This window comes from Streptomyces sp. NPDC056486 (assembly GCF_042795295.1).
GTDB lineage: Bacteria > Actinomycetota > Actinomycetes > Streptomycetales > Streptomycetaceae > Streptomyces.
In genome coordinates this window covers 1-20092 of record NZ_JBHTSF010000028.1, presented here as the reverse complement: position 1 = coordinate 20092, position 20092 = coordinate 1, and the positions used below count along the sequence as shown (strand labels likewise).

Genomic DNA, 20092 nt, shown 5'->3' with positions numbered 1-20092 from the left:
GGCGCGGGGGCCTAGTGCCTTGTGGTTGCCGTCATCACCGGCTTCGCCGCGTTCGTCCTCAAACGCCGGACGGGCTGAAAAAAGACCCCCGGACGGGCTGAGAATCAGCCGCCCAGCGCATGCGACACCGAGTAGATCGCCAGACCCGCCAACGCGCCCACCACCGTGCCGTTGATCCGGATGAACTGCAGGTCTCGGCCGATGTGTGCCTCGATCTTCTTCGAGGTGTGCTCGGCGTCCCAGCCCGCGACCGTGTCAGTGATCAGGGACGTGATCTCGTCCCTGTACGTCGTCACCACGTACACCGCGGCGCCCTCGACCCAGCCATCCACCTTCTGCTGGAGCCGTCCGTCCGTCGCCATCCGCGAGCCGAGCGAGAGCAGCGCGGCCCGCACCCTCAGGCGCAGCTCACTGCGCTCGTCCTCGGCGGCGGCCACGATCATCTGGCGTACGGCAGACCAGGCGGATGCGATGAGGTCCTGCACCTCGCCGCGGCCCAGGACCTCCCGCTTGAGCCGCTCCACGCGCTCACGGGTGTCCGAGTCGGACTGGAGGTCGGCGGCGAAGTCGGCGAGGAAGCGGTCCACGGCACCGCGCGCGGGGTGCTCGGGCATGTCCCGCATCTCGGCGAGGAAGCGGAGCAGTTCCTTGTAGACGCGCTCGCCGACCTTCTTGTCGACGAACCTCGGGGTCCAGCCGGGGGCGCCGCCCTGCACCGCGTCCATGACCGACTCGTCGTGCATCACCAGCCAGTCGTGGGCCCGCGTACAGACCAGGTCGACGACCCGCTTGTGGCCGCCGTCCGCGACGACCTTCTCCAGCATCTTCCCGATGCCCGGCGCGATCTCCTGGGCGTCCGCGCGGCGCGTGATGGCCTCGCCGACGACCGCTTGGACGTCCGAGTCGCGCAGGACCGTCAGGGCGCCGCGCAGCGCCGTCGCCAGTTCGGCCGTCACCCGGTCGGCGTGTTCGGGGTCCGCGAGCCAGGTGCCGAGACGGCCACCGATGCCCACGGCGCGCAGCCGGTCCCGTACGACATCGGATGAGAGAAAGTTCTCACCCACGAAGTCGCCCAGGGACGCGCCCAGTTGATCCTTTTTGTTCGGGATGATCGCCGTGTGCGGGATGGGCAGGCCCAGCGGGTGGCGGAAGAGCGCCGTCACCGCGAACCAGTCGGCGAGCGCGCCGACCATGCCTGCCTCGGCCGCCGCCGCCACATAGCCCGCCCAGGCGCCCGCGCCGGAGTTCTGCGCCCACTTGGCGAGTACGTAGACGACTGCGACGAAGACGAGGAGGCCCGTCGCGGTGATCTTCATCCGGCGGACGCCGCGCCGCTTCTCCTCGTCGGCGGGGCTGTACGTGAAGCCGCCGCCACCGCCCACGCCGGGCACAGGCTCCGCGTGAGCCGCGTCACGAGCCGCAACCCCGGGAACTGATCGATTCCTACGTTCCACTCACTCCACCTGGCCCGTTCGCGTGGTTCGCGTCATCCTCATCCGTATTGTCCCCGTCTCTCGGCTTCTCTTCCTGCCCCCTTCTTGCTCCCTTCTTGCTTCCTTCCTGACCGACTCCTGGAACGGACCACAAGTTCCCGGCGTCTGAATGGTCGGAGGGGGGCAGTGTCGGCCGCCTCGCGGCCCATGACGCATCATGGGGTGATCACATCGGAGCCTCGGGCTCCCCCTGCTCGAGGAGAACAGCCCGCATGACCAAGCGTCACGGTTATGCCCTGCTTGCCGCGGTCCTTGCGGTAATAGTGGTGATTTCCGCCGCCATATACCTCGGTGTATCAGGCACCGACGACGGATCTCAGGACAACATCAGCGCGGGGCCACGCGGCCCGCGCAACTCTGCCGCGCCCGCGTCCTCCGGCACCTGGGTCGGCTCCTGGGCCGCGTCCCCCGCGGCGGCCGAACCAAACACGCACCGCAACGGCTTCGCGGGCCGCTCCATCCGCAATGTCGTGCACACCAGCGTCGGTGGCGAGAGCGCCCGCATCACCCTGTCGAACCTGTACGGCCGGCAGCCGCTGAGCATCACCCACGCCTCCATCGCCGTCGCCCTCGGGTCGAACAACCCGGCCGCGGCCCCGGGCACCCTGCGCCGCCTGAACTTCAACGGCAACACGTCCGTGGTGATCCCCGCGGGCCAGCAGGTGATGAGCGACGCGGTCCGGCTGCGCGTGCCGCACGACGGTGACCTCCTGATCTCGACGTTCTCGCCGACCGCGTCGGGCCCCGTCACTTTCCACCCGCACGCCCGCCAGGTCAGCTACGTCGCCGATGGCGACCGTACGGAAGACCCGAACGGCGCCGCGTACAACCAGCAGAGCACCTCCTGGCGCTACCTCTCGGCCGTGGACGTCCTGAGCAACGAGTCGGACGGCACCGTCGTCGTCTTCGGTGACTCGCTCACCGACGGCATCTCCTCCACCATGGGCGCCAACGCCCGCTGGACCGACGGCCTCGCCGCCCGCCTCCGCTCCGATTCGGGCGCCCCGCGCTACGGCGTCGTGAACGAGGGCATCAGCGGCAACCGCGTCCTCTCGGACGGGAACGGTTCGCCCGCGGACAACCCGAGCGGGCTCTCCCGCTTCGACCGCGACGTCCTCGACCGGACCGGCGTCAAGGCCGTCGTCGTCGCGCTCGGCGTCAACGACATCCTGCGCAACCCGCACCAGAACAACCCCGACCGCATCGTCGAAGGACTGCGGGAGCTGACCCGGCAGGCGCACACGCGCGGGCTGCGGGTCGTCGGGGCGACCCTGATGCCGTTCGGGGGCCACCGGGGCTACGAGCCTTCGCTGGAGAACGTGCGCCAGGCCGTGAACGAGCAGATCCGTGGCGGCAAGGTCTTCGACGAGTTCGTCGACTTCGACAAGGCGTTGCGCGATCCGTACGACCCCCGCAAGCTGCGCGCCCAGTACGACTCCGGCGATCACCTGCACCCGAGCGACTCGGGCTACCTGAAGATGGCGGACACGTTCAACGTGACGCAGCTGCGGGGTTCCGCGGCCGCCGAGCTGTAACGCCGTACGAGGCAGGGGCTCGGTCAAGAGAACGAGCCCCGAGCGAAACTCAGCTCCGCTCCCCGCGCTTGCGCATCTGCAGCTCGCGCCGCTCCTCGCGCCTCTCCACCCGCTCGCGGCGGCGCTCCTCCTTCAGGCGCAGCTTCTCGGCCCTGCGGATCTTGCGGTCCACGCCGACGCCGCCCATCAGGGCGAAGCCCTTGACGACCACGCGCGGCGATCCCGGGGTGCCCTCGCCGGTCGCCTTGTCGTCGAAGCCGCCCATGAAGCCGAAGCCCTTGACCACGACGGTCATCTCGGGCGGCACGATGACCTGCATGCCTCCCATGAGGGTCCAGCAGCGGATCTCCACGTCGCGCTCCGTGAACCGCGCCTCGCGCAGGTCGATCTCGCCGCCGCCCCAGACCGCGATCCCGTCGAACTGCGGGCCGACCACCCAGCCGCCCTTGCGGCTGAACCCTCCCCAGAAGGCGAAGCCGATCTTCGACGACGGTTCGCCGCTCACCATCCGCTCGGACCAGTCGATGGCGGCGGGGTCGTCGCTCACCGGGCCCTTCACCATGGACACCTTGGCGCCCACCGCCGGCAGATCCCGCGTGATCGGCTCAAGCTCGCCGTACGTACGTGCCTTGTACGTCGCGTCCAGGCGCTCCTCGAACTCCTCCATGTCGAGGCGGCCCTCGGCCACGGCGTCACGGAGTCGTTCGGCGACGCGCTCGCGGTCGGCGTCGGCGGCCCTGAGATCGGGGAGATGAGGCTGCTCGTCGGTCATACGAGCAGCCTACGAGGTCGCCTTGTCCGCGTACATCTTGGCGATGACCGCCTCGATGTCGGGTTCCCTGACCGAGAGGTCGACCATCGGATACCGGTCCGCGACCCGGGCGACAAGCGGAGCTGCCGACTCCGCCGCCGGGAAGGCGAGCCACTGCCGCGGCCCCTCCACCTTCACCACCCGCGCCGACTCCACCTCGATGGGCGGAAGTTCGCGCTCCAGGTCCACGACCAGGGTCCGCTCGCTCTCCCCCACCTCGTGCAGACCGGCAAGGGCACCGTCGTACATCAGACGCCCGTGGTCGATGACCATCACCCGCTTGCAGAGCTGCTCGATGTCGGTCAGGTCGTGCGTGGTGAGCAGGACCGTCGTACCCGCCTCCGCGTTCAAGTCCCGCAGAAATCCCCGGACTTTGGCCTTGCTGATCACGTCGAGGCCGATCGTCGGCTCGTCGAGGTACAGCACCTCCGGGTCGTGCAGGAGCGCCGCCGCGATGTCCCCGCGCATCCGCTGGCCGAGCGAGAGCTGGCGTACGGGCACGTCCAACAGGTCTGCGAGCTCCAGGAGTTCGACGCACCGGTCGAGGTTCTCCTTGAAGCGGGCGTCCGGGATCCGGTACATGCGGTGCATCAGGCGGTACGAGTCGATCAGCGGCAGGTCCCACCACAGGGTGGTGCGCTGGCCGAAGACCACGCCGATGCGCCGCGCGAGGCGGGTGCGCTCGCGGGACGGGTCGATGCCCGCGACGCGCAGACGGCCGCCGCTCGGCGTCAGGATGCCCGTGAGCATCTTGATCGTCGTCGACTTGCCCGCGCCGTTCGGGCCGATGTAGCCGACCATCTCGCCGCGCGGCACGGTGAAGCTGATGCCGTCGACGGCACGCACCTCGTGCTTCTCGCGCCGCATGAAGCCGGTCTTCTTGCGTACGTCGAAGACCTTCTCGACGCCGTCGAGCTCAATGAGGTCCGGTCCCGAAGGTTCCATGGCGGTTCAGCTCCCTGTGCTGCGGTACGAACGAAGTCCCGTGCGCCAGGCGAGGCCCGCGAGCGCGAGAAGGGCTGCGGCCACGAGCGGCGGCGTGAACGCCACCCACGTCGGCAGGTCGAGCGGGTAGGGCCGGCCGAGGACGTACAGCGCGGGGATCCAGTTCACGAAGGCCAGCGGCAGGATGAAGGTGGCGCCGCGCACCAGGTCCTTGGCGAAGACGGTCGGCGGGAACTGGAGCAGCGTGGTGCCGCCGTACGTGAAGGCGTTCTGCACCTCGGCCGCGTCCTGCGCCACGAACTGGAACGCCGCCCCGCCCACGAACACCGCCGCGAAGATGCCCGCCCCGCAGAGCAGCATCAGCGGGACCATCAGGACCTTCAGCGGGGTCCAGCCGATGTCCAGGACCACGAGCGAGTACACGAGGACCAGCGCCCCCTGCGTCACGCGCCCGAGCCGGTGGAGGCCGAAGCGGTCGGCGGCGACCTGCGCGATCACCGGCGCAGGCCGCACCAGGAGCGTGTCGAGCGTGCCGTCACGCACCCGCTTGCCCAGCCTGTCCATGGACCCGAGGGCGAGGTCCGCGATCCCGAACGACGTGCACGTGGCGCCGTAGAGGAAGGCGATCTCGGAGAGCGAGTAGCCGCCGAGCCGGTCCACCTGCGAGAACATCAGGAGGATCGCCACGAAGTCGAACGCCGTCACCGCGAGGTTGCCGAGCGCGGTCATCGCGAACGACAGGCGGTAGGACATGAGGGAGCGGATCCACATGCCGGAAATCAGCCGGTAGGCGCGCAGGCCGTCCCGCACCTGCGTAAGGCCGTGCCGCACCCGCGTCGACCCGTCGTCCCGCTCCTGCGCCAGGTCAGCCACCCTGGACCACCACCCGTCGCGTGGCCACGGCCTGGAGCAGCCGCCCGGCCGTGAGCAGCGCCGCGGCCCAGCCGATCTGGAAGGCGTACGTCCACAGCAGGTCCACGCCCGTGTGCTTGCCGAGGAACACGTCGGCGGGCACCTGGAGCAGCGCCGACCAGGGCAGCGCGCGGGCGAGTTCGCCCAGAGCGCCCGGGAAGACGTTCAGCGGGAGCAGCATCCCGGAGAAGAAGGTGCCCGCGAGCATCGCCACCTGGGTGGTGCCCGCGCCGTCCATCAGCCAGAACGCGGAGAGCGCCACCAGGAAGCGGATCGCGAAGCTGACCAGGGCGCCGAGGAACACGGCGAGGAAGAACGCAAGCCAGCGCAGCGGTTCGGTGGGCAGCGCCAGGTCGAAGACGAGAGCGCCGACCACCATCGGCACGACACCGCGCCCCAGGAGCTGGAACAGGGCCCTGCCCAGGTCGGTCGCCAGCCACCAGATCTGCAGGTCAGCGGGCCGGTACAGGTCGACGGCGATGTCTCCCGTGCGGATCCGCTCGATCAGCTCGCCCTCGAAGCCGCCGCCCATCAGGGCCATCACCGTGAGCAGCGCCTGCCCCAGCCATACGAACGTCAGCGCCTGCGCCTGGTCGTAGCCGCCGAGCCCGGGCCGCTCGTCCCAGAGCGCGATATAGGTGTAGGCGAGGATCAGTCCGAAGACCGTGTTGGTGAATACCCCCGCCAGAGTGGCCGTCCTGTAGGTGGCGTACCTCCGGAAGCCTCCTCGGGCGACGGCCGCGTATAAGCGGAACCGTCCTGTACGCACACGCATCCCCTTTAGCGAGAGCCTTGACGTTTTTTGCGAGAGCCTTGACGTAAGCCCTTGCCCGGTCCGGGCCAAAGAGACGGAGCCTAGTGCGGTCGTCATCGCTCGTGCCAGGCATTTTCGGCGCACGGCGCGTGCCTGGCGGGGAACGCAGGAAGCGACAGTGTGCAATGGGTCGTACGAGGCGTACGTGACGTACGACGCGAACCGGGAGTTCCACGAGACATGAGCAGCAGCGACGAGCCGCAGCAGCCGGGTGGCAAAGAACCCGAAGGCTGGGCACCCCGCGAACCCGTGGACCCTCCGGCCGACACCCCGGCCGCCGCCTCGGCCGGCACCCCGGCGAACACCGCCGCCGCAGGCGACACCTCTCAGGGCTCGGCAGCGGCAGCCGCAGCCGCGCCGGACGCGGACGGCACCGGTGAGCCGGGCAAGGACGGCAAGAAGGGCAAGAAGAAGCGCCCCAAGCGCAAGGGCTGGCGGCGGATCTTCCCCACCTGGCGCATGGTGCTCGGCGGATTCGTCCTGCTGATCCTGCTCGTCGTCGGCGGCTTCGTCGCGGGCTACATGATCGTCGACATCCCCCCGGCCAACGCGGCGGCCACCGCGCAGAGCAACGTCTACCTCTACGCCGACGGCACCCAGCTGGCCCGCGACGGCGAGGTCAACCGCGAGAACGTACCGCTGAGCCACATCCCCAAGGAGGTCCAGCACGCCGCGCTCGCCGCCGAGGACCGGGACTTCTACAGCGAGTCCGCGGTCGACCCCAAGGCGATGATCCGCGCCGCCTACAACACCGTCACCGGCAAGGGCAAGCAGTCCGGTTCGACGATCACCCAGCAGTTCGTGAAGAACTACTACCTGGGCCAGGAGCAGACGGTCACCCGCAAGGCCAAGGAATTCTTCATCTCCATCAAGCTGGACCGCGAGGTGAGCAAGGACGACATCCTCGCCGGGTATCTGAACACCAGCTACTTCGGACGTAACGCGTACGGCGTGCAGGCCGCGGCCCAGGCGTACTTCGGCAAGGACGTCAAGAAGCTCACCACCGCGCAGGGCGCCTACCTGGCGACGCTCCTCAACTCCCCCAACGCGTACGACATCGCGACCCACCCGGAAAACAAGAAGCGCGCCGTGGGCCGCTGGAACTACGTCCTCGACGGCATGGTCAAGCAGGGGTGGCTCAGCGCCTCCGATCGGGCCAAGGCCGAGTTCCCCGCGCCGAAGGAGGCCAAGGGCTCGTCCGGCCTCTCCGGGCAGCGCGGATACCTCGTGCAGGCCGTCGAGGACTATCTGACGTCCAACAAGATCGTCGACGAGGACACCCTGGCCAAGGGCGGCTACCGCATCACCACCACCCTCCAGAAGGACCGTCAGGACGCCTTCAAGGAAGCCGTCGACGACCAGGTGATGTCCCAGATCGACAAGAAGGCCCGCAAGGTCGACCGCAACGTGCGCGCCGGTGGCGCATCGATCGACCCGAAGACCGGCGAGGTCGTCGCGATGTACGGCGGCATCGACTACACCAAGCAGTACGTCAACAACGCCACGCGCCGCGACTACCAAGTGGGCTCCACCTTCAAGCCGTTCGTCTTCACCTCGGCCGTGGAGAACGGCTCGGTCACCCAGGACGGCCGCCCGATCACCCCGAGCACGATCTACGACGGCACCAACAAGCGCCCCGTGCAGGGCTGGGACGGCGGCACGTACGCCCCCGAGAACGAGGACGACGTCAACTACGGCGACATCCCCGTGAGCACCGCCACCGACAAGTCCGTCAACTCGGTCTACGCGCAGATGGCCGTCGACGTCGGCTCGGACAAGGTCAAGGACACGGCGGTGTCCCTCGGCGTCCCGGCGAGCACCCCCGACCTGACGGCGTCCCCGTCGATCGCGCTCGGCCCGTCCACGGCCTCCGTCCTCGACATGACGGAGGCGTACGCGACGCTCGCCAACCACGGCAAGAAGCCCACGTACTCGATGGTCAAGAAGGTCACCAAGAGCGGACAGGAGGTCGAGCTGCCGGAGCCGACCACCGCGCAGGCCGTCAGCCGCGAGGCCGCCGACACCACCACGTCCGTCCTGCAGAGCGTCGTCGACGGCGGCACCGGCACGGCCGCGCAGGCCGCGGGCCGCCCGGCGGCGGGCAAGACCGGCACGGCGGAGGAGGACAAGGCGGCCTGGTTCGCGGGCTACACCCCCGAGCTCGCCACGGTCGTCTCCGTGATGGGCCAGAACCCCGACACCGGCGCACACACCCCGCTGTACGGGGCGCTCGGCCAGCCCCGCATCAACGGCGGCGCCTACCCCGCCCAGATCTGGGCGCAGTTCACCAGGACGGCCCTGGAGGACGAGGCGATCACGGACTTCGACCTGGATGTGGAGGAGGGCTCCGACGTACCGGAGATCCCGGACCCCTCGGGCACCGTGGAGGACCCGGCGACCGGCGGAGTGGTCACCGGTGGCGGCGGCGAGACGCCGGGCCAAGACCAGGGACAGACCCAGGGTCAGGACCAGGGCCAGACGCAGGGCCAGGACCAGGGGCAGACCCAAGGCCAGGACCAGGGCCAGACGCTGGGCCAGGACCAAGGACAGACGCAGGGCCCGACGGACGGCGGTGCCACCGTCGACGGCGGAGCGACCGACGGAGGCACCCCCACCGACCCGGGCGCCGCCCAGGGCGGCCAGACCGACGGCGCCACCGCCGACGGCGGAACGGGCGTCGCCGAGGGCGCCGTGGGCGGCCTGCCGGACAACTCGGCGGCCAGAAGGAAGGGCGACTACTTCGAGTAGCCCGGGGGGGGCGGGCGCCCCGGGGTACGGCTAGTGCCCCGAGGTCGCCTTCAGACCCACGACTGCGACGAGCAGCAGCACGACGAAGAAGATCCGGGCGGCGGTGACCGGCTCACCCAGAATCACCATGCCGAGCACCGCCGCACCGGCAGCGCCGATGCCGACCCACACGCCGTACGCCGTACCGATGGGCAGCGTCTTGGCGGCATGGGAGAGCAGCACCATGCTCGCGACGATCCCGAGGCCCGTGAACACGCTCGGCCACAGCCGGGTGAACCCCTCGGTGTACTTCATCCCGATCGACCAGCCCACTTCGAGCAGACCGGCGACGAGCAACAGAATCCAGGCCACGACGGCACCTCCGACACGTGAGACGCGAGATCGCGTCACTTGAATGGGGGTGCGTCGTCTTTGCGGAACCCGGTACGGCGCGTCTCGTCGGGGTCCTTAAAAGGTAGCAAAGAACGCGCAAAAGGGGCTGGTGACGATGGTCACCAGCCCCTCGAAGCTGCTGGGCGCTACTACAGATCTCCTACAGATACAGCCCGGTCGAATCCTCGGAGCCCTCGAACCGGTCGGCGGCCACGGCATGCAGATCGCGCTCGCGCATCAGCACGTACGCCACACCCCGCACCTCCACCTCGGCCCGGTCCTCCGGGTCGTACAGAACCCGGTCACCCGTCTCCACCGCCCGCACGTTCTGCCCCACGGCGACAACCTCGGCCCAGGCAAGACGCCTGCCGACGGCGGCGGTCGCGGGGATCAGGATGCCTCCGCCCGACCTGCGCTCACCCTCGGCGGTGTCCTGCCGCACGAGCACACGGTCGTGCAGCATCTTGATGGGCAGCTTGTCGTCGTGCGGGCTCTGTCCCTGGCTTTTGGCGCTCACGCCCCGAACCTACCCGCAGGCGGCACGCCCGTACGATGCCGGGTCAGCCCTTCGTACGACGCCGGGTCAGTGGTTGCGGCGCCGCGAACCCACCGCGAGCAGCCCCACGAGGCCCACGGCCACCAGCGCCACCGGCACGATGCGCTCCAGACGCGGCGCACCCTCCTCGGTCACGAACTGGGCCCGCACGTCCGACACGACGCGGTTGGCACCGACGTACGCCCGGCCGAGGGTGTTGTCCACACTCGCGGCGACCTTGGCCTTCGCGTCACCCACGATCGTCTTCGGGTGAACCCGCACCCCGATCTCGTCGAGCGTCTCGGCGAGCGTCTCGCGGCGGTGCTTGATGTCCGCCTCGATCTGCGCCGGGGTCCTGATATCCGACGTGTCCGACACCGCGCTGCCTCCGTGGTCGTGTACGGCTGTGTGTTCTGCCTGTTCCTTCTGTACGTATCGCTGTACGTATCGCCGACAGTCTGTCAGCTCCACGCCCACCTCACCCCACGGCACCCCTATTACCCTCGACTCCGTCACCACACGTTTGACGAGCATCCCGTTTTACGAGCATTCCGATACGAGCACCTGCGCGAGGAGACCGAAGATGAGCGAGCGACTCACCCCCGGCGACACGGCCCCGGCCTTCACCCTGCCGGACGCGGACGGCAACGAGGTCTCCCTGGCCGGCCACAAGGGCCGCAAGGTCATCGTCTACTTCTACCCGGCCGCCCTCACCCCCGGCTGCACCAAGCAGGCCTGCGACTTCACGGACAACCTCGACGTTTTGGCGAGCGCCGGATACGACGTCATCGGCGTGTCCCCCGACAAGCCGGAGAAGCTGGCGAAGTTCCGCGAGCAGGAGAACCTCAAGGTCACGCTGGTCGGCGACCCCTCCAAGGAGACCCTTGAGGCGTACGGCGCCTTTGGCGAGAAGAAGCTGTACGGCAAGACCGTGACCGGCGTCATCCGCTCCACGATCGTGGTCGACGAGACGGGGAAGGTCGAGCACGCCTTCTACAACGTCAAGGCGACCGGCCACGTAGCCAAGATCATCAAGGACCTGGGCATCTGACACTCCTCCCGCCCCGCCCCCTCCCCCACCAACTGTGACGAAGCCCCCTTCAAGGCCAAGGGGGCTTCCGTTTGCATCGGCCAAGATCGAGCAAGTGATGCCAGGAGGATTGTTCGCAGAACGGAAGGACTACCCATGGCGGCCCACGACGAGGCAGAGGCCGATACCGAGGCTGTGAAGCGTCACCGCACCCTCTTCCGAGCCGTCAAACGCCGCAAAGATCCGCCGCTGCGCCGCACCGATATCACGGTCACGGACGATGCGGCGGTCAAGCGGGCGGTCAAAGCGGCCTCGCTCGGAAACGCCATGGAGTGGTTCGACTTCGGCATCTACAGCTACCTCGCCGTCACCATCGGCCACGTCTTCTTCCCTTCAGGGAACGACACGGTCCAGCTGATCTCCTCGTTCGCCACGTTCGCGGTGTCGTTCCTGGTACGCCCCATCGGCGGCATGGTGTTCGGCCCGATGGGTGACAAGGTCGGCCGCAAGAAGGTCCTCGCCCTGACCATGATCCTGATGGCCATCGGCACCCTGGCCATCGGCTTGATCCCGTCGTACTCCACGATCGGCTTCTGGGCCCCGGTCCTGCTGATCTTCTTCCGCCTCGTGCAGGGCTTCTCGACGGGCGGCGAGTACGGCGGCGCATCGACCTTCATCGCCGAGTACGCGCCCGACAAGCGCCGCGGTTACTACGGCAGCTTCCTGGAGATGGGCACCCTCGCCGGATACGTCGGCGCGGCGGGCCTCGTCCTCATCCTGAACACCGCGCTCGGCTCGGACGCCATGGAGTCGTGGGGCTGGCGCCTCCCGTTCCTCGTCGCCGGGCCGCTCGGCCTCGTCGGCCTCTACCTGCGGCTGAAGCTCGACGAGACGCCCGCGTTCCAGAAGATGGAGGACGCCACCTTCCACTCGGCCTCCGAGGGCGCCTCCAGCGTGGAGACCACCGCCAAGGGCGACCTGGCGAAGATCTTCACCAACTACTGGCCGACGCTGATCCTCTGCATCGCCCTGGTCGGCGCGTACAACATCACCGACTACATGCTCCTGTCGTACATGCCGACGTACCTCTCCGACGAACTCGGCTACGACGACTCGCACGGCCTGCTGATCCTCATCGGCACGATGATCGTCCTGATGCTGATCATCAGCCAGGTCGGCAAGCTGTCCGACCGCTTCGGCCGCAAGCCGCTCCTGATGACGGGCATGATCGGCTTCCTGGTCCTCTCCCTTCCGGCGTTCCTCCTGATCAAGCAGGGCAGCCTGATCGCGGTCTCCGGCGGCATGCTCCTCCTGGGCCTCTCCCTGGTCTGCCTCCTGGGCACCATGTCGGCAACGCTCCCGGCGCTGTTCCCCACATCGGTCCGCTACGGCTCCCTGTCGGTCGGCTACAACCTCTCCGCCTCCCTCTTCGGCGGCACGGCCCCCCTGGTCATCACGTCCCTGATCAGCATCACGGGGAATGACATGGTCCCTGCCTACTACTCGATGGCGGCGGCGCTCGTAGGAGTCATCGCGGTGCTCTGCATGAAGGAAACAGCCCAGAAGCCGCTGTCAGGCTCGCCCCCGTCGGTGGAGACGAAGGAAGAGGCAGCAGAGATGGTGGAGGCCGCGGCTCCGACCCCGCGGTTCTGAGCAGCCGCGCTATCCGAAACACCGGAACGGCCCGCCTCACTTGCGTGTGGGGCGGGCCGTTCCGGCATTTCGCGCGGATGCCTGATCTTTGGGTCACGTGCCGCTCGAACCCTCGGCCCGATAGCATGACTGACTACCGGCGGCGGTGGTGCAATGGCGACACAGCTGGTTTAGGTCCAGTGACCCGTGACAGGGTTTGAGGGTTCGAATCCCTTCCGCCGCACTGATCCCAAGCACCGAAGGCCCGCCTCGCGCACTCCGCGGGGCGGGCCTTCGTCGTACGTGTGGATCCTCAGGCCAACAGCTCCCGCACCACAGGCACCAGCGCCCGGAACGCCTTCCCCCGGTGGCTGATCGCGTTCTTCTCCGCGGCCGAGAGTTCCGCGCATGTGCGCTTCTCGCCCTCCGGCTGGAGGATCGGGTCGTAGCCGAAGCCGCCGGAGCCCGAGGGTGCGTGGCGCAGGACGCCTCGCAACTGGCCCTCGACCACTCGCTCCGTGCCGTCCGGCAGGGCGAGGGCCGCTGCACAGGCGAAGTGGGCCGTGCGGTGGGTGTCGGCGTCGATGTCGCCGAGTTGGGCGAGGAGGAGGTCCAGGTTCGCCTGGTCGTCGCCGTGGCGGCCTGCCCAGCGGGCGGAGAAGATGCCGGGGGCGCCGCCGAGGACGTCGACGCAGAGGCCGGAGTCGTCGGCGACCGCGGGGAGGCCGGTGGCCTTGGCCAGGGCGTGGGCCTTGAGGAGGGCGTTCTCGGCGAAGGTGACGCCGGTTTCCCTGACGTCGGGGATCTCGGGGTAGGCGTCCGCGCCGACGAGGTCATGGGTGAGGCCTGCGTCGGCGAGGATCGCCTTGAGTTCCGTGATCTTGCCGGCGTTACGGGTGGCGAGGATGAGGCGGGTCATGACGACCAGTATCCGCGCCCGCGGTCGTCACGGCGTGCAGACCTTGGTCAGTTCGCCTGCCGCGTCCGTGATCGGGCTGAGGTCCGGGGTCGCGTCGCCCTTGTCGATGGAGTCGCGGACGTTGCCGACTGCCTTGTCGAGGCTGTCGACGGCCTTGTTCACATCGGTGTTGTCGGTCTTGTCGCCGATCTCGTCGATGTTCTTGTCGATGTCGTCGAGCGCCTTGTCGGCCTGCGTGGGGTCGTCACCCGCCTTCTCGACGGCCTGCTGGAGGTCGGTGACGCTGTCGGCTATGGCGTCCGCGGTCTGAACGCAGTCGAGCGCCTTCTCGACGGCGCTGCAGCCGACAAGTCCGACGCCCGCCGGTACGGCGATCAGAACTGATGTGATGGCGATGGCGATACGGCGGTGGCGCGCGGCCATGCGTGGGTCCCTCCCCGAGTGCTGGTGCGGGCGCACAGCTTTGCCCGTGCGCCCGCATTGGTTAGAACGCTCGTGGGGGGTCGATGGTTGCTTGTCCGGCCGCAGTTGATGGTCCTGTGACGGTCCCGGCCGGTCGGCTACTTGGTTGCTTCGAGCGCCTCGCGCTGGAACGCGGCCAGGTCGTCGCAGCCGCCGACGGCGAGGTCGAGCAGCGCGTTCAGTTCCTTGCGGTCGAACGGCTCGGCCTCGGCGGTGCCCTGGACCTCGACGAAGCGGCCGTCGCCGGTGCAGACGACGTTCATGTCGGTGTCGGCCTTCACGTCCTCCTCGTAGCGCAGGTCGAGGAGCGGTACGCCGCCGACGATGCCGACGGAGACGGCGGAGACGGTGTCGGTGAGGGGCTTGCGGCCTGCCTTGATGATCTTCTTGCCCTGGGCCCAGGCGACGGCGTCGGCCAGCGCCACATACGCGCCGGTGATCGCCGCGGTGCGCGTGCCGCCGTCGGCCTGGAGGACGTCGCAGTCCAGGACGATGGTGTTCTCGCCGAGCGCCTTGTAGTCGATGACGGCGCGGAGGCTGCGGCCGATGAGGCGGGAGATCTCGTGGGTGCGGCCGCCGATCTTGCCGCGTACGGATTCGCGGTCGCCGCGGGTGTTGGTGGAGCGCGGCAGCATCGAGTACTCGGCGGTGACCCAGCCTTCGCCGCTGCCCTTGCGCCAGCGCGGGACGCCTTCGGTGACGGAGGCGGTGCAGAAGACTTTGGTGTCTCCGAAGGAGATGAGGACGGATCCCTCGGCGTGCTTGCTCCAGCCGCGCTCGATGGTGATCGGGCGGAGCTGTTCGGGGGTGCGGCCGTCGATGCGGGGCGTGGAAGGCATGCGGCTGACCCTATCGGCAGATGGCTGAGGGGCCTTATTCGCACATGGCTGCCACCTGGATGTCCGTGGCTGCCCGTGGTCGGCACACGGCTGAGGGACCCTCACCCGTTTCCCGGGAAGGGTCCCTCGGCGGCTGTGCTCAGCTGTGTCGGCTGCTCACATCAGGTCTTCGATGTCGGCGGCGATGGGGTCCGCGTCGGTGCCGATGACGACCTGGATCGCGGTGCCCATCTTGACGACGCCGTGGGCGCCTGCGGCCTTCAGCGCGGCGTCGTCGACGAGGCTCGGGTCCTTGACCTCCGTGCGGAGGCGGGTGATGCAGCCCTCGACCTCTTCGATGTTGTCGATGCCGCCGAGCCCGGCAACGATCTTCTCAGCCTTGCTGGCCATGGTGTTCTCCCTGTTCTCAAAGGACGCGGCCTCACCACACCGTAGGTCCGCTTTTTCACGGTAACGCACGGTTGGAGCATCTTCGCGGGCGGTTACGGCACTCGTACCGAATGATGGCGATCAAGGTGCCACCCCTCATGCCATTCCTGCCGGGACGGCACCGTACTCGTTCCGCAACTGGTCTACACCAGTTTTCAACGACCGCCAAACCAGGCTTGTTCCGGAGGGGACGCCGATGAGTACCGACGCAGCAGCGGTGCCGCAGAGGAAGCCGCAGAAGAAGTGGTGGAACGGCCTCTTCCAGGGCCTCCAGAAGATGGGCCGCAGCCTCCAGCTCCCCATCGCCGTCCTGCCTGCCGCCGGCATCCTCAACCGCCTCGGCCAGCCGGACGTCTTCGGCACCGACGGCCTCGGCTGGGACAACGTCGCCAAGGTCTTCGCGGCGGCGGGCGGTTCACTCCTGGACTCCACCCTCGGTCTGCCCCTGCTGTTCTGCATCGGTGTCGCGATCGGCATGGCCAAGAAATCGGACGGCTCCACGGCGCTCGCGGCGGTCGCGGGTTTCCTCGTCTACTACGCCGTGCTGCGCGCCTTCCCCGACGCCTGCCCCGCCGACACCACGTTCGGCGTCGCGGGGATGTGGAGCGGCGTCTGCGTGGCGAAGGACGGAACGGTCGCGCAGGCCGCGTACCAGAATCCAGGGGTCTTCGGCGGCATCGTGATGGGCCTGCTCGCCGCGTGGTTCTGGCAGCGCTACCACCGCGTGAAGCTGGTCGACTGGCTCGGCTTCTTCAACGGCCGCCGTCTGGTGCCGATCATCATGGCCTTCGTCGGTCTGGTCTTCGCCGGTGTCTGCGTGTGGATCTGGCCGCCCATCGGCGACGGTCTGACCAGCTTCTCCAAGTGGCTCGTGGACCTCGGGTGGCTGGGCTCCGGCATCTTCGGCGTGGCCAACCGCGCACTGCTCACGATCGGCCTGCACCAGTTCCTGAACACGTTCGTCTGGTTCCAGTTCGGCGACTTCACCAAGCCGGACGGCACGATCGTCCACGGCGACATCAACCGCTTCCTGGCGGGCGATCCGACGGCGGGTCAGTTCACATCGGGCTTCTTCCCGATCATGATGTTCGCGCTCCCCGCGGCGGCCCTCGCGATCACCCACGCGGCCCGCCCCGAGCGCCGCAAGGTGGTCGGCGGCATGATGCTCTCGGTCGGCCTGACGTCGTTCGTCACCGGCATCACCGAGCCGATCGAGTACTCGTTCCTCTTCATCGCGCCACTGCTGTACGCGATCCACGCGGTCCTGACCGGTGTCTCCATGGCGGTGACGTGGGCCCTGGGGGTCAAGGACGGCTTCAGCTTCTCGGCGGGTCTGATCGACTACGTCATCAACTGGAGTCTCGCGACCAAACCCTGGCTGATCATCCCGATCGGTCTTGCCTTCGCCGTCGTGTACTACGTGCTGTTCAGCTTCGTGATCCGCAAGTTCGACCTGCATACGCCCGGGCGAGAACCCGAGGAGGAAACGGAAGCGCAGGACGCGGAGCAGACGAAGGCTTAGCTCCAGCAGGAGCGGAGCGGACGCCCCCGCGCGCGGCCGCATGCGGAAGCCCCTCGGACCTTCGGTCCGGGGGTTTTTGCCGTTCATTTCGCGTTATGGCAGACCCCACAAATCTCGTGGGTTCCTTACGTCACCTTCACCGTGCTACAACAGGTCTACACCACTAATTGGTGTAGACCATGCGGCCGTCCGCCGCGGTCCCCGGAGACGCCGCCGTCCCCCACTTCCATGTCCCCAGGCGGCGCCTTGCCCACTGGAGGAAGTTGTGTCCACGGCCAGTTCCGCTCCTGCGGCAGAGAAGAAGAAGGGCGCCGGCGCGATGGCTGTCATGCAGCGCATCGGCCGCAGCCTCATGCTGCCGGTCGCCGTGCTGCCCGCAGGCGCCCTGCTCATCCGCCTCGGCCAGACCGACATGCTGGGCCGCGAGTCCTTCCCCGAGTTCGTCACCAAGATCGCCACGTTCATGGCGGCAGGTGGCAGCGCGATCATCGACAACATGGCGCTGCTGTTCGCCGTCGGCATCGCGATCGGCTTCGCCAAGAAGTCGGACGGCTCGACCGCTCTCGCCGCCGTCACCGGCTACCTGGTCTTCCAGAAGGTGCTCGGCACCTTCACGGACAAGAACCTGCCGAAGGTCGCCACCGCCGTCGACGGCAAGGTCGTCATGGTGGACGCGCCCGTGGACGCCAAGGTCCTCGGCGGTGTGGTCATGGGCATAGTCGTGGCCCTGCTGTACCAGAAGTTCTACCGGACGAAGCTGCCCGACTGGGCGGGCTTCTTCGGTGGCCGCCGTCTGGTCCCCATCCTCTCCGCCTTCGCGGGTCTGTTCATCGGCATCATCTTCGGCTACATCTGGCCGGTCCTCGGCACGGGCCTGCACAACTTCGGTGAGTGGCTCGTCGGTTCGGGCGCGGTCGGCGCGGGCATCTTCGGTGTCGTCAACCGTGCGCTGATCCCCGTCGGCATGCACCACCTCCTCAACTCCTTCCCGTGGTTCCAGGCCGGTTCGTACGAGGGCAAGAGCGGCGACATCGCCCGCTTCCTCCAGGGCGACCCGTCCGCGGGACAGTTCATGACCGGCTTCTTCCCGATCATGATGTTCGCCCTCCCGGCCGCCTGCCTCGCGATCGTCCACTGCGCACGCCCCGAGCGCCGCAAGGTCGTCGGCGGCATGATGTTCTCCCTCGCGCTCACCGCGTTCGTCACCGGTGTGACCGAGCCGATCGAGTTCACGTTCATGTTCATCGCGCCGGTCCTGTACGCGATCCACGCGGTACTCACCGGTGTCTCCATGGCGCTCACCTGGGCGCTCGGCATGAAGGACGGCTTCGGCTTCTCGGCCGGTGCGATCGACTTCTTCCTCAACCTGGGCATCGCGACCAAGCCCTGGATGCTCGTCCTCGTCGGCCTCTGCTTCGCGGCGGTCTACTACGCGATCTTCCGCTTCGCGATCACCAAGTGGAACCTCCCCACGCCGGGCCGCGAGTCCGACGAGGAGCTCGCCGAGCTCCAGAAGGCCGAGGCGAAGTAGGTCTCGCCGCACGAATCGGGAGAGCCCCGCACCGTTGGGATCAACGGTGCGGGGCTCTCCCGTCTCCAGGCGACGCTAGATCTCGTAGCTCCGGCCGGCCGTTGCCAGTTCGGCTGGGCCGTCGTACGCCGTTCGTGCGTCCGCCAGGTTCACCTGGGGGTCCGTCCACGGCGGGATGTGGGTGAGGAGGAGGCGTGCGGCCCTCGCGCGCTGGGCCGACTCGCCCGCCTCACGGCCGTTGAGGTGGAGGTCGGGGATGTCCTCCTTGCCGTGCGTGAACGCCGCCTCGCAGAGGAACAGGTCCGTGTCGGCGGCCAGTTCGTCGAGCGCGCCGCACGCACCCGTGTCTCCCGAGTACGTGAGGGACTTGTCCCCGTGCTCGATACGGATGCCGTACGCCTCGACGGGGTGGCACACCTTCTCCGTGCGGACCGAGAACGGGCCGATGTCGAACGAGGCCGGCTTGACGGTGTGGAAGTCGAAGACCTCGCTCATCGAGGAGGCCGAGGGGGTGTCGGCGTACGCGGTGGTCAGGCGCTGTTCCGTGCCCTCGGGTCCGTAGACCGGGATGGGGGCGCAGCGACCGCCTTCGTGCCGGTAGTAGCGCGCCACGAAATAGGCGCACATATCGATGCAGTGGTCGGCGTGCAGATGGCTGAGGAAAATCGCGTCCAGGTCGTACAGACCGACATGGCGCTGCAACTCGCCCAGGGCACCATTGCCCATGTCGAGAAGCAGCCGGAAGCCGTCGGCCTCGACGAGGTAGCTCGAGCAGGCCGAGTCCGCGGACGGAAACGACCCCGAGCAGCCGACGACGGTGAGCTTCATGGAGCGGAAACCTCCGGGGGCGAAACGGGGGTTGTGCGGGGGCCTTGCGGGGGCTCTCGAAGGGGCCTGCGAGCGGCTCTTCGAGGAGTTCTGCGGTCCGTCGAGCGTAAGGCGCGAAAGTGCCGGTAGCTCCTCCGCCGTGGGCCGTTGTGGGAGAACTCACCTGCTCTGTCACCGGTTCGGGGGGCGCGCGGGGCGGGGAGCGCGCCGGTACGGTCTGCGGTATGGATACGTCGTGGTGGCTCGCGCTGGCCGCTGTGGTGGTGCTCGCCGTGGTCGCCACAGTGGTCGACGGCTGGGGTCGCGGCAGCCGCGGACCACGTGGGCGGACCACCCGGCCGCCGGGTCGACCGCGGGACCGGCCGCGCGGCCCGCGACGGCAGTCGCCGGCGCCGAAGCCCGCGGAAATCTGGTGGGCGCGGGTGCCTTACGAGGACGGTCCCGGTGACAAGGACCGGCCCTGTCTCGTCCTGTCCGTACGGGGAGAGACCGCGGTCGTCGCGAAGATCACCAGCAAGTACCACGACGAGCGGCCCGGGGTGATCCCGCTGCCGCCGGGCTCTCTGGGGGACGCTCGGGGGCGGCCCAGCTTTCTGGAGACCGACGAGCTGCGGGATGTGCCGGTGTGGGAGTTCCGCAGGCGGGCGGGGATCGTCGATCCGGCGTTGTGGGATCAGGTGCGGCACTTGGCGCGGTGATGAGCAGCAGAAAACGCCGGACGGGCTGAATGAATTC

Annotated in this window: 20 protein-coding genes, 1 tRNA gene and 1 riboswitch; of the genes, 8 read left to right on the top strand and 13 right to left on the bottom strand. The window is 68.5% G+C overall.

The genetic code is table 11. The features are described 5' to 3' along the window. Positions 1-104 precede the first annotated feature (104 nt). On the bottom strand, positions 105-1316 hold the full coding sequence (locus ACFQ7F_RS14330) for a DUF445 domain-containing protein (protein WP_383270307.1): 1212 nt from the start codon (positions 1314-1316) through the stop codon (positions 105-107). Between the two features lie 389 nt (positions 1317-1705). Here ACFQ7F_RS14330 and ACFQ7F_RS14325 point away from each other — a divergent pair, with 389 nt between their 5' ends. After that, complete coding sequence (locus ACFQ7F_RS14325; RefSeq protein WP_383270227.1) at positions 1706-3028, top strand: SGNH/GDSL hydrolase family protein; 1323 nt, start codon at positions 1706-1708, stop codon at positions 3026-3028. 49 nt (positions 3029-3077) lie between these two features. Here ACFQ7F_RS14325 and ACFQ7F_RS14320 read toward each other — a convergent pair whose 3' ends face one another. The 4 genes from ACFQ7F_RS14320 to ACFQ7F_RS14305 are packed head-to-tail and all read right to left on the bottom strand — an operon-like array spanning position 3078 to position 6471. After that, on the bottom strand, positions 3078-3800 hold the full coding sequence (locus ACFQ7F_RS14320) for a DUF1707 domain-containing protein (RefSeq protein WP_383270225.1): 723 nt from the start codon (positions 3798-3800) through the stop codon (positions 3078-3080). A gap of 9 nt (positions 3801-3809) precedes the next feature. Continuing rightward, positions 3810-4784, bottom strand: coding sequence for an ATP-binding cassette domain-containing protein (locus ACFQ7F_RS14315; protein ID WP_383270223.1), 975 nt, complete (start codon positions 4782-4784; stop codon positions 3810-3812). Between the two features lie 6 nt (positions 4785-4790). Further along, entirely contained in the window at positions 4791-5657 is an 867-nt protein-coding gene (locus ACFQ7F_RS14310) for an ABC transporter permease (RefSeq protein WP_383270221.1), read from the bottom strand. Beyond that, positions 5650-6471 (bottom strand): ABC transporter permease, encoded by an 822-nt coding sequence (locus ACFQ7F_RS14305; protein ID WP_383270219.1) that lies wholly within the window; start codon positions 6469-6471, stop codon positions 5650-5652. Before ACFQ7F_RS14305 ends, ACFQ7F_RS14310 begins: the two co-directional genes overlap by 8 nt. 219 nt (positions 6472-6690) lie before the next feature. On the opposite strand from ACFQ7F_RS14305, the gene ACFQ7F_RS14300 reads away from it, so the two are divergent. After that, positions 6691-9258, top strand: coding sequence for a transglycosylase domain-containing protein (locus tag ACFQ7F_RS14300; RefSeq protein WP_383270218.1), 2568 nt, complete (start codon positions 6691-6693; stop codon positions 9256-9258). 30 nt (positions 9259-9288) lie between these two features. Here ACFQ7F_RS14300 and ACFQ7F_RS14295 read toward each other — a convergent pair whose 3' ends face one another. The 3 genes from ACFQ7F_RS14295 to ACFQ7F_RS14285 form a co-directional block, all read right to left on the bottom strand. Next, complete coding sequence (locus ACFQ7F_RS14295) at positions 9289-9609, bottom strand: DMT family transporter (protein ID WP_383270217.1); 321 nt, start codon at positions 9607-9609, stop codon at positions 9289-9291. Between the two features lie 48 nt (positions 9610-9657). Then, a riboswitch (guanidine-III (ykkC-III) riboswitch) is annotated at positions 9658-9726 on the bottom strand. Positions 9727-9790: 64 nt separating this feature from the next. Then, a complete protein-coding gene (locus ACFQ7F_RS14290; RefSeq protein ID WP_383270305.1) occupies positions 9791-10093 on the bottom strand; it encodes a GroES family chaperonin in 303 nt (100 codons plus the stop codon). A gap of 120 nt (positions 10094-10213) precedes the next feature. After that, complete coding sequence (locus ACFQ7F_RS14285) at positions 10214-10543, bottom strand: DUF3618 domain-containing protein (RefSeq protein WP_383270215.1); 330 nt, start codon at positions 10541-10543, stop codon at positions 10214-10216. A 205-nt stretch (positions 10544-10748) separates the two neighbouring features. Between ACFQ7F_RS14285 and bcp the strand changes: the two genes are divergently transcribed. From bcp to ACFQ7F_RS14270, 3 genes are all read left to right on the top strand, one after another. Next, entirely contained in the window at positions 10749-11216 is a 468-nt protein-coding gene (gene bcp, locus ACFQ7F_RS14280; RefSeq protein WP_383270214.1) for a thioredoxin-dependent thiol peroxidase, read from the top strand. 135 nt (positions 11217-11351) lie between these two features. Beyond that, positions 11352-12848, top strand: a complete 1497-nt coding sequence (gene proP, locus ACFQ7F_RS14275) for a glycine betaine/L-proline transporter ProP (RefSeq protein ID WP_383270212.1) — start codon at positions 11352-11354, stop codon at positions 12846-12848. A 139-nt stretch (positions 12849-12987) separates the two neighbouring features. Then, a tRNA-Leu gene (locus ACFQ7F_RS14270) sits at positions 12988-13071 on the top strand. A gap of 69 nt (positions 13072-13140) precedes the next feature. On the opposite strand, the gene rdgB is transcribed toward ACFQ7F_RS14270, so the two are convergent. The 4 genes from rdgB to ACFQ7F_RS14250 form a co-directional block, all read right to left on the bottom strand. After that, the gene (rdgB, locus tag ACFQ7F_RS14265; RefSeq protein WP_383270211.1) at positions 13141-13746 is read right to left on the bottom strand and encodes an RdgB/HAM1 family non-canonical purine NTP pyrophosphatase; all 606 of its coding nucleotides are present in this window, start codon (positions 13744-13746) and stop codon (positions 13141-13143) included. A gap of 27 nt (positions 13747-13773) precedes the next feature. Further along, on the bottom strand, positions 13774-14169 hold the full coding sequence (locus tag ACFQ7F_RS14260; protein ID WP_383270210.1) for a hypothetical protein: 396 nt from the start codon (positions 14167-14169) through the stop codon (positions 13774-13776). Between the two features lie 137 nt (positions 14170-14306). Continuing rightward, positions 14307-15047, bottom strand: coding sequence for a ribonuclease PH (rph, locus tag ACFQ7F_RS14255; RefSeq protein ID WP_383270208.1), 741 nt, complete (start codon positions 15045-15047; stop codon positions 14307-14309). A gap of 156 nt (positions 15048-15203) precedes the next feature. Next, the gene (locus ACFQ7F_RS14250) at positions 15204-15437 is read right to left on the bottom strand and encodes a glucose PTS transporter subunit EIIB (RefSeq protein ID WP_383270207.1); all 234 of its coding nucleotides are present in this window, start codon (positions 15435-15437) and stop codon (positions 15204-15206) included. A gap of 235 nt (positions 15438-15672) precedes the next feature. Between ACFQ7F_RS14250 and ACFQ7F_RS14245 the strand changes: the two genes are divergently transcribed. Together ACFQ7F_RS14245 and ACFQ7F_RS14240 are read left to right on the top strand one after the other, a co-directional pair. Continuing rightward, positions 15673-16998 (top strand): PTS transporter subunit EIIC, encoded by a 1326-nt coding sequence (locus tag ACFQ7F_RS14245; protein WP_383270205.1) that lies wholly within the window; start codon positions 15673-15675, stop codon positions 16996-16998. A gap of 265 nt (positions 16999-17263) precedes the next feature. After that, entirely contained in the window at positions 17264-18529 is a 1266-nt protein-coding gene (locus tag ACFQ7F_RS14240) for a PTS transporter subunit EIIC (RefSeq protein WP_383270203.1), read from the top strand. Positions 18530-18604: 75 nt separating this feature from the next. Here the strand turns inward: ACFQ7F_RS14240 and ACFQ7F_RS14235 are convergent, their stop codons facing one another. Then, the gene (locus tag ACFQ7F_RS14235; protein ID WP_383270202.1) at positions 18605-19357 is read right to left on the bottom strand and encodes an MBL fold metallo-hydrolase; all 753 of its coding nucleotides are present in this window, start codon (positions 19355-19357) and stop codon (positions 18605-18607) included. A gap of 224 nt (positions 19358-19581) precedes the next feature. On the opposite strand from ACFQ7F_RS14235, the gene ACFQ7F_RS14230 reads away from it, so the two are divergent. Further along, complete coding sequence (locus ACFQ7F_RS14230; protein ID WP_383270200.1) at positions 19582-20055, top strand: type II toxin-antitoxin system PemK/MazF family toxin; 474 nt, start codon at positions 19582-19584, stop codon at positions 20053-20055. Positions 20056-20092 lie beyond the last annotated feature (37 nt).

What these genes read in the sequence shown, in the direction of transcription:
- rdgB (WP_383270211.1), bottom strand. Translation starts at nt 13,746, where the DNA reads ATGACCCGCCTCATCCTCGCCACCCGTAACGCCGGCAAGATCACGGAA.
- ACFQ7F_RS14235 (WP_383270202.1), bottom strand. Translation starts at nt 19,357, where the DNA reads ATGAAGCTCACCGTCGTCGGCTGCTCGGGGTCGTTTCCGTCCGCGGAC.
- rph (WP_383270208.1), bottom strand. Translation starts at nt 15,047, where the DNA reads ATGCCTTCCACGCCCCGCATCGACGGCCGCACCCCCGAACAGCTCCGC.
- ACFQ7F_RS14300 (WP_383270218.1), top strand. Translation starts at nt 6,691, where the DNA reads ATGAGCAGCAGCGACGAGCCGCAGCAGCCGGGTGGCAAAGAACCCGAA.
- ACFQ7F_RS14230 (WP_383270200.1), top strand. Translation starts at nt 19,582, where the DNA reads ATGGATACGTCGTGGTGGCTCGCGCTGGCCGCTGTGGTGGTGCTCGCC.
- proP (WP_383270212.1), top strand. Translation starts at nt 11,352, where the DNA reads ATGGCGGCCCACGACGAGGCAGAGGCCGATACCGAGGCTGTGAAGCGT.
- ACFQ7F_RS14305 (WP_383270219.1), bottom strand. Translation starts at nt 6,471, where the DNA reads ATGCGTGTGCGTACAGGACGGTTCCGCTTATACGCGGCCGTCGCCCGA.
- ACFQ7F_RS14245 (WP_383270205.1), top strand. Translation starts at nt 15,673, where the DNA reads ATGAGTACCGACGCAGCAGCGGTGCCGCAGAGGAAGCCGCAGAAGAAG.
- bcp (WP_383270214.1), top strand. Translation starts at nt 10,749, where the DNA reads ATGAGCGAGCGACTCACCCCCGGCGACACGGCCCCGGCCTTCACCCTG.
- ACFQ7F_RS14325 (WP_383270227.1), top strand. Translation starts at nt 1,706, where the DNA reads ATGACCAAGCGTCACGGTTATGCCCTGCTTGCCGCGGTCCTTGCGGTA.
- ACFQ7F_RS14320 (WP_383270225.1), bottom strand. Translation starts at nt 3,800, where the DNA reads ATGACCGACGAGCAGCCTCATCTCCCCGATCTCAGGGCCGCCGACGCC.
- ACFQ7F_RS14250 (WP_383270207.1), bottom strand. Translation starts at nt 15,437, where the DNA reads ATGGCCAGCAAGGCTGAGAAGATCGTTGCCGGGCTCGGCGGCATCGAC.
- ACFQ7F_RS14290 (WP_383270305.1), bottom strand. Translation starts at nt 10,093, where the DNA reads ATGCTGCACGACCGTGTGCTCGTGCGGCAGGACACCGCCGAGGGTGAG.
- ACFQ7F_RS14260 (WP_383270210.1), bottom strand. Translation starts at nt 14,169, where the DNA reads ATGGCCGCGCGCCACCGCCGTATCGCCATCGCCATCACATCAGTTCTG.
- ACFQ7F_RS14315 (WP_383270223.1), bottom strand. Translation starts at nt 4,784, where the DNA reads ATGGAACCTTCGGGACCGGACCTCATTGAGCTCGACGGCGTCGAGAAG.
- ACFQ7F_RS14330 (WP_383270307.1), bottom strand. Translation starts at nt 1,316, where the DNA reads ATGAAGATCACCGCGACGGGCCTCCTCGTCTTCGTCGCAGTCGTCTAC.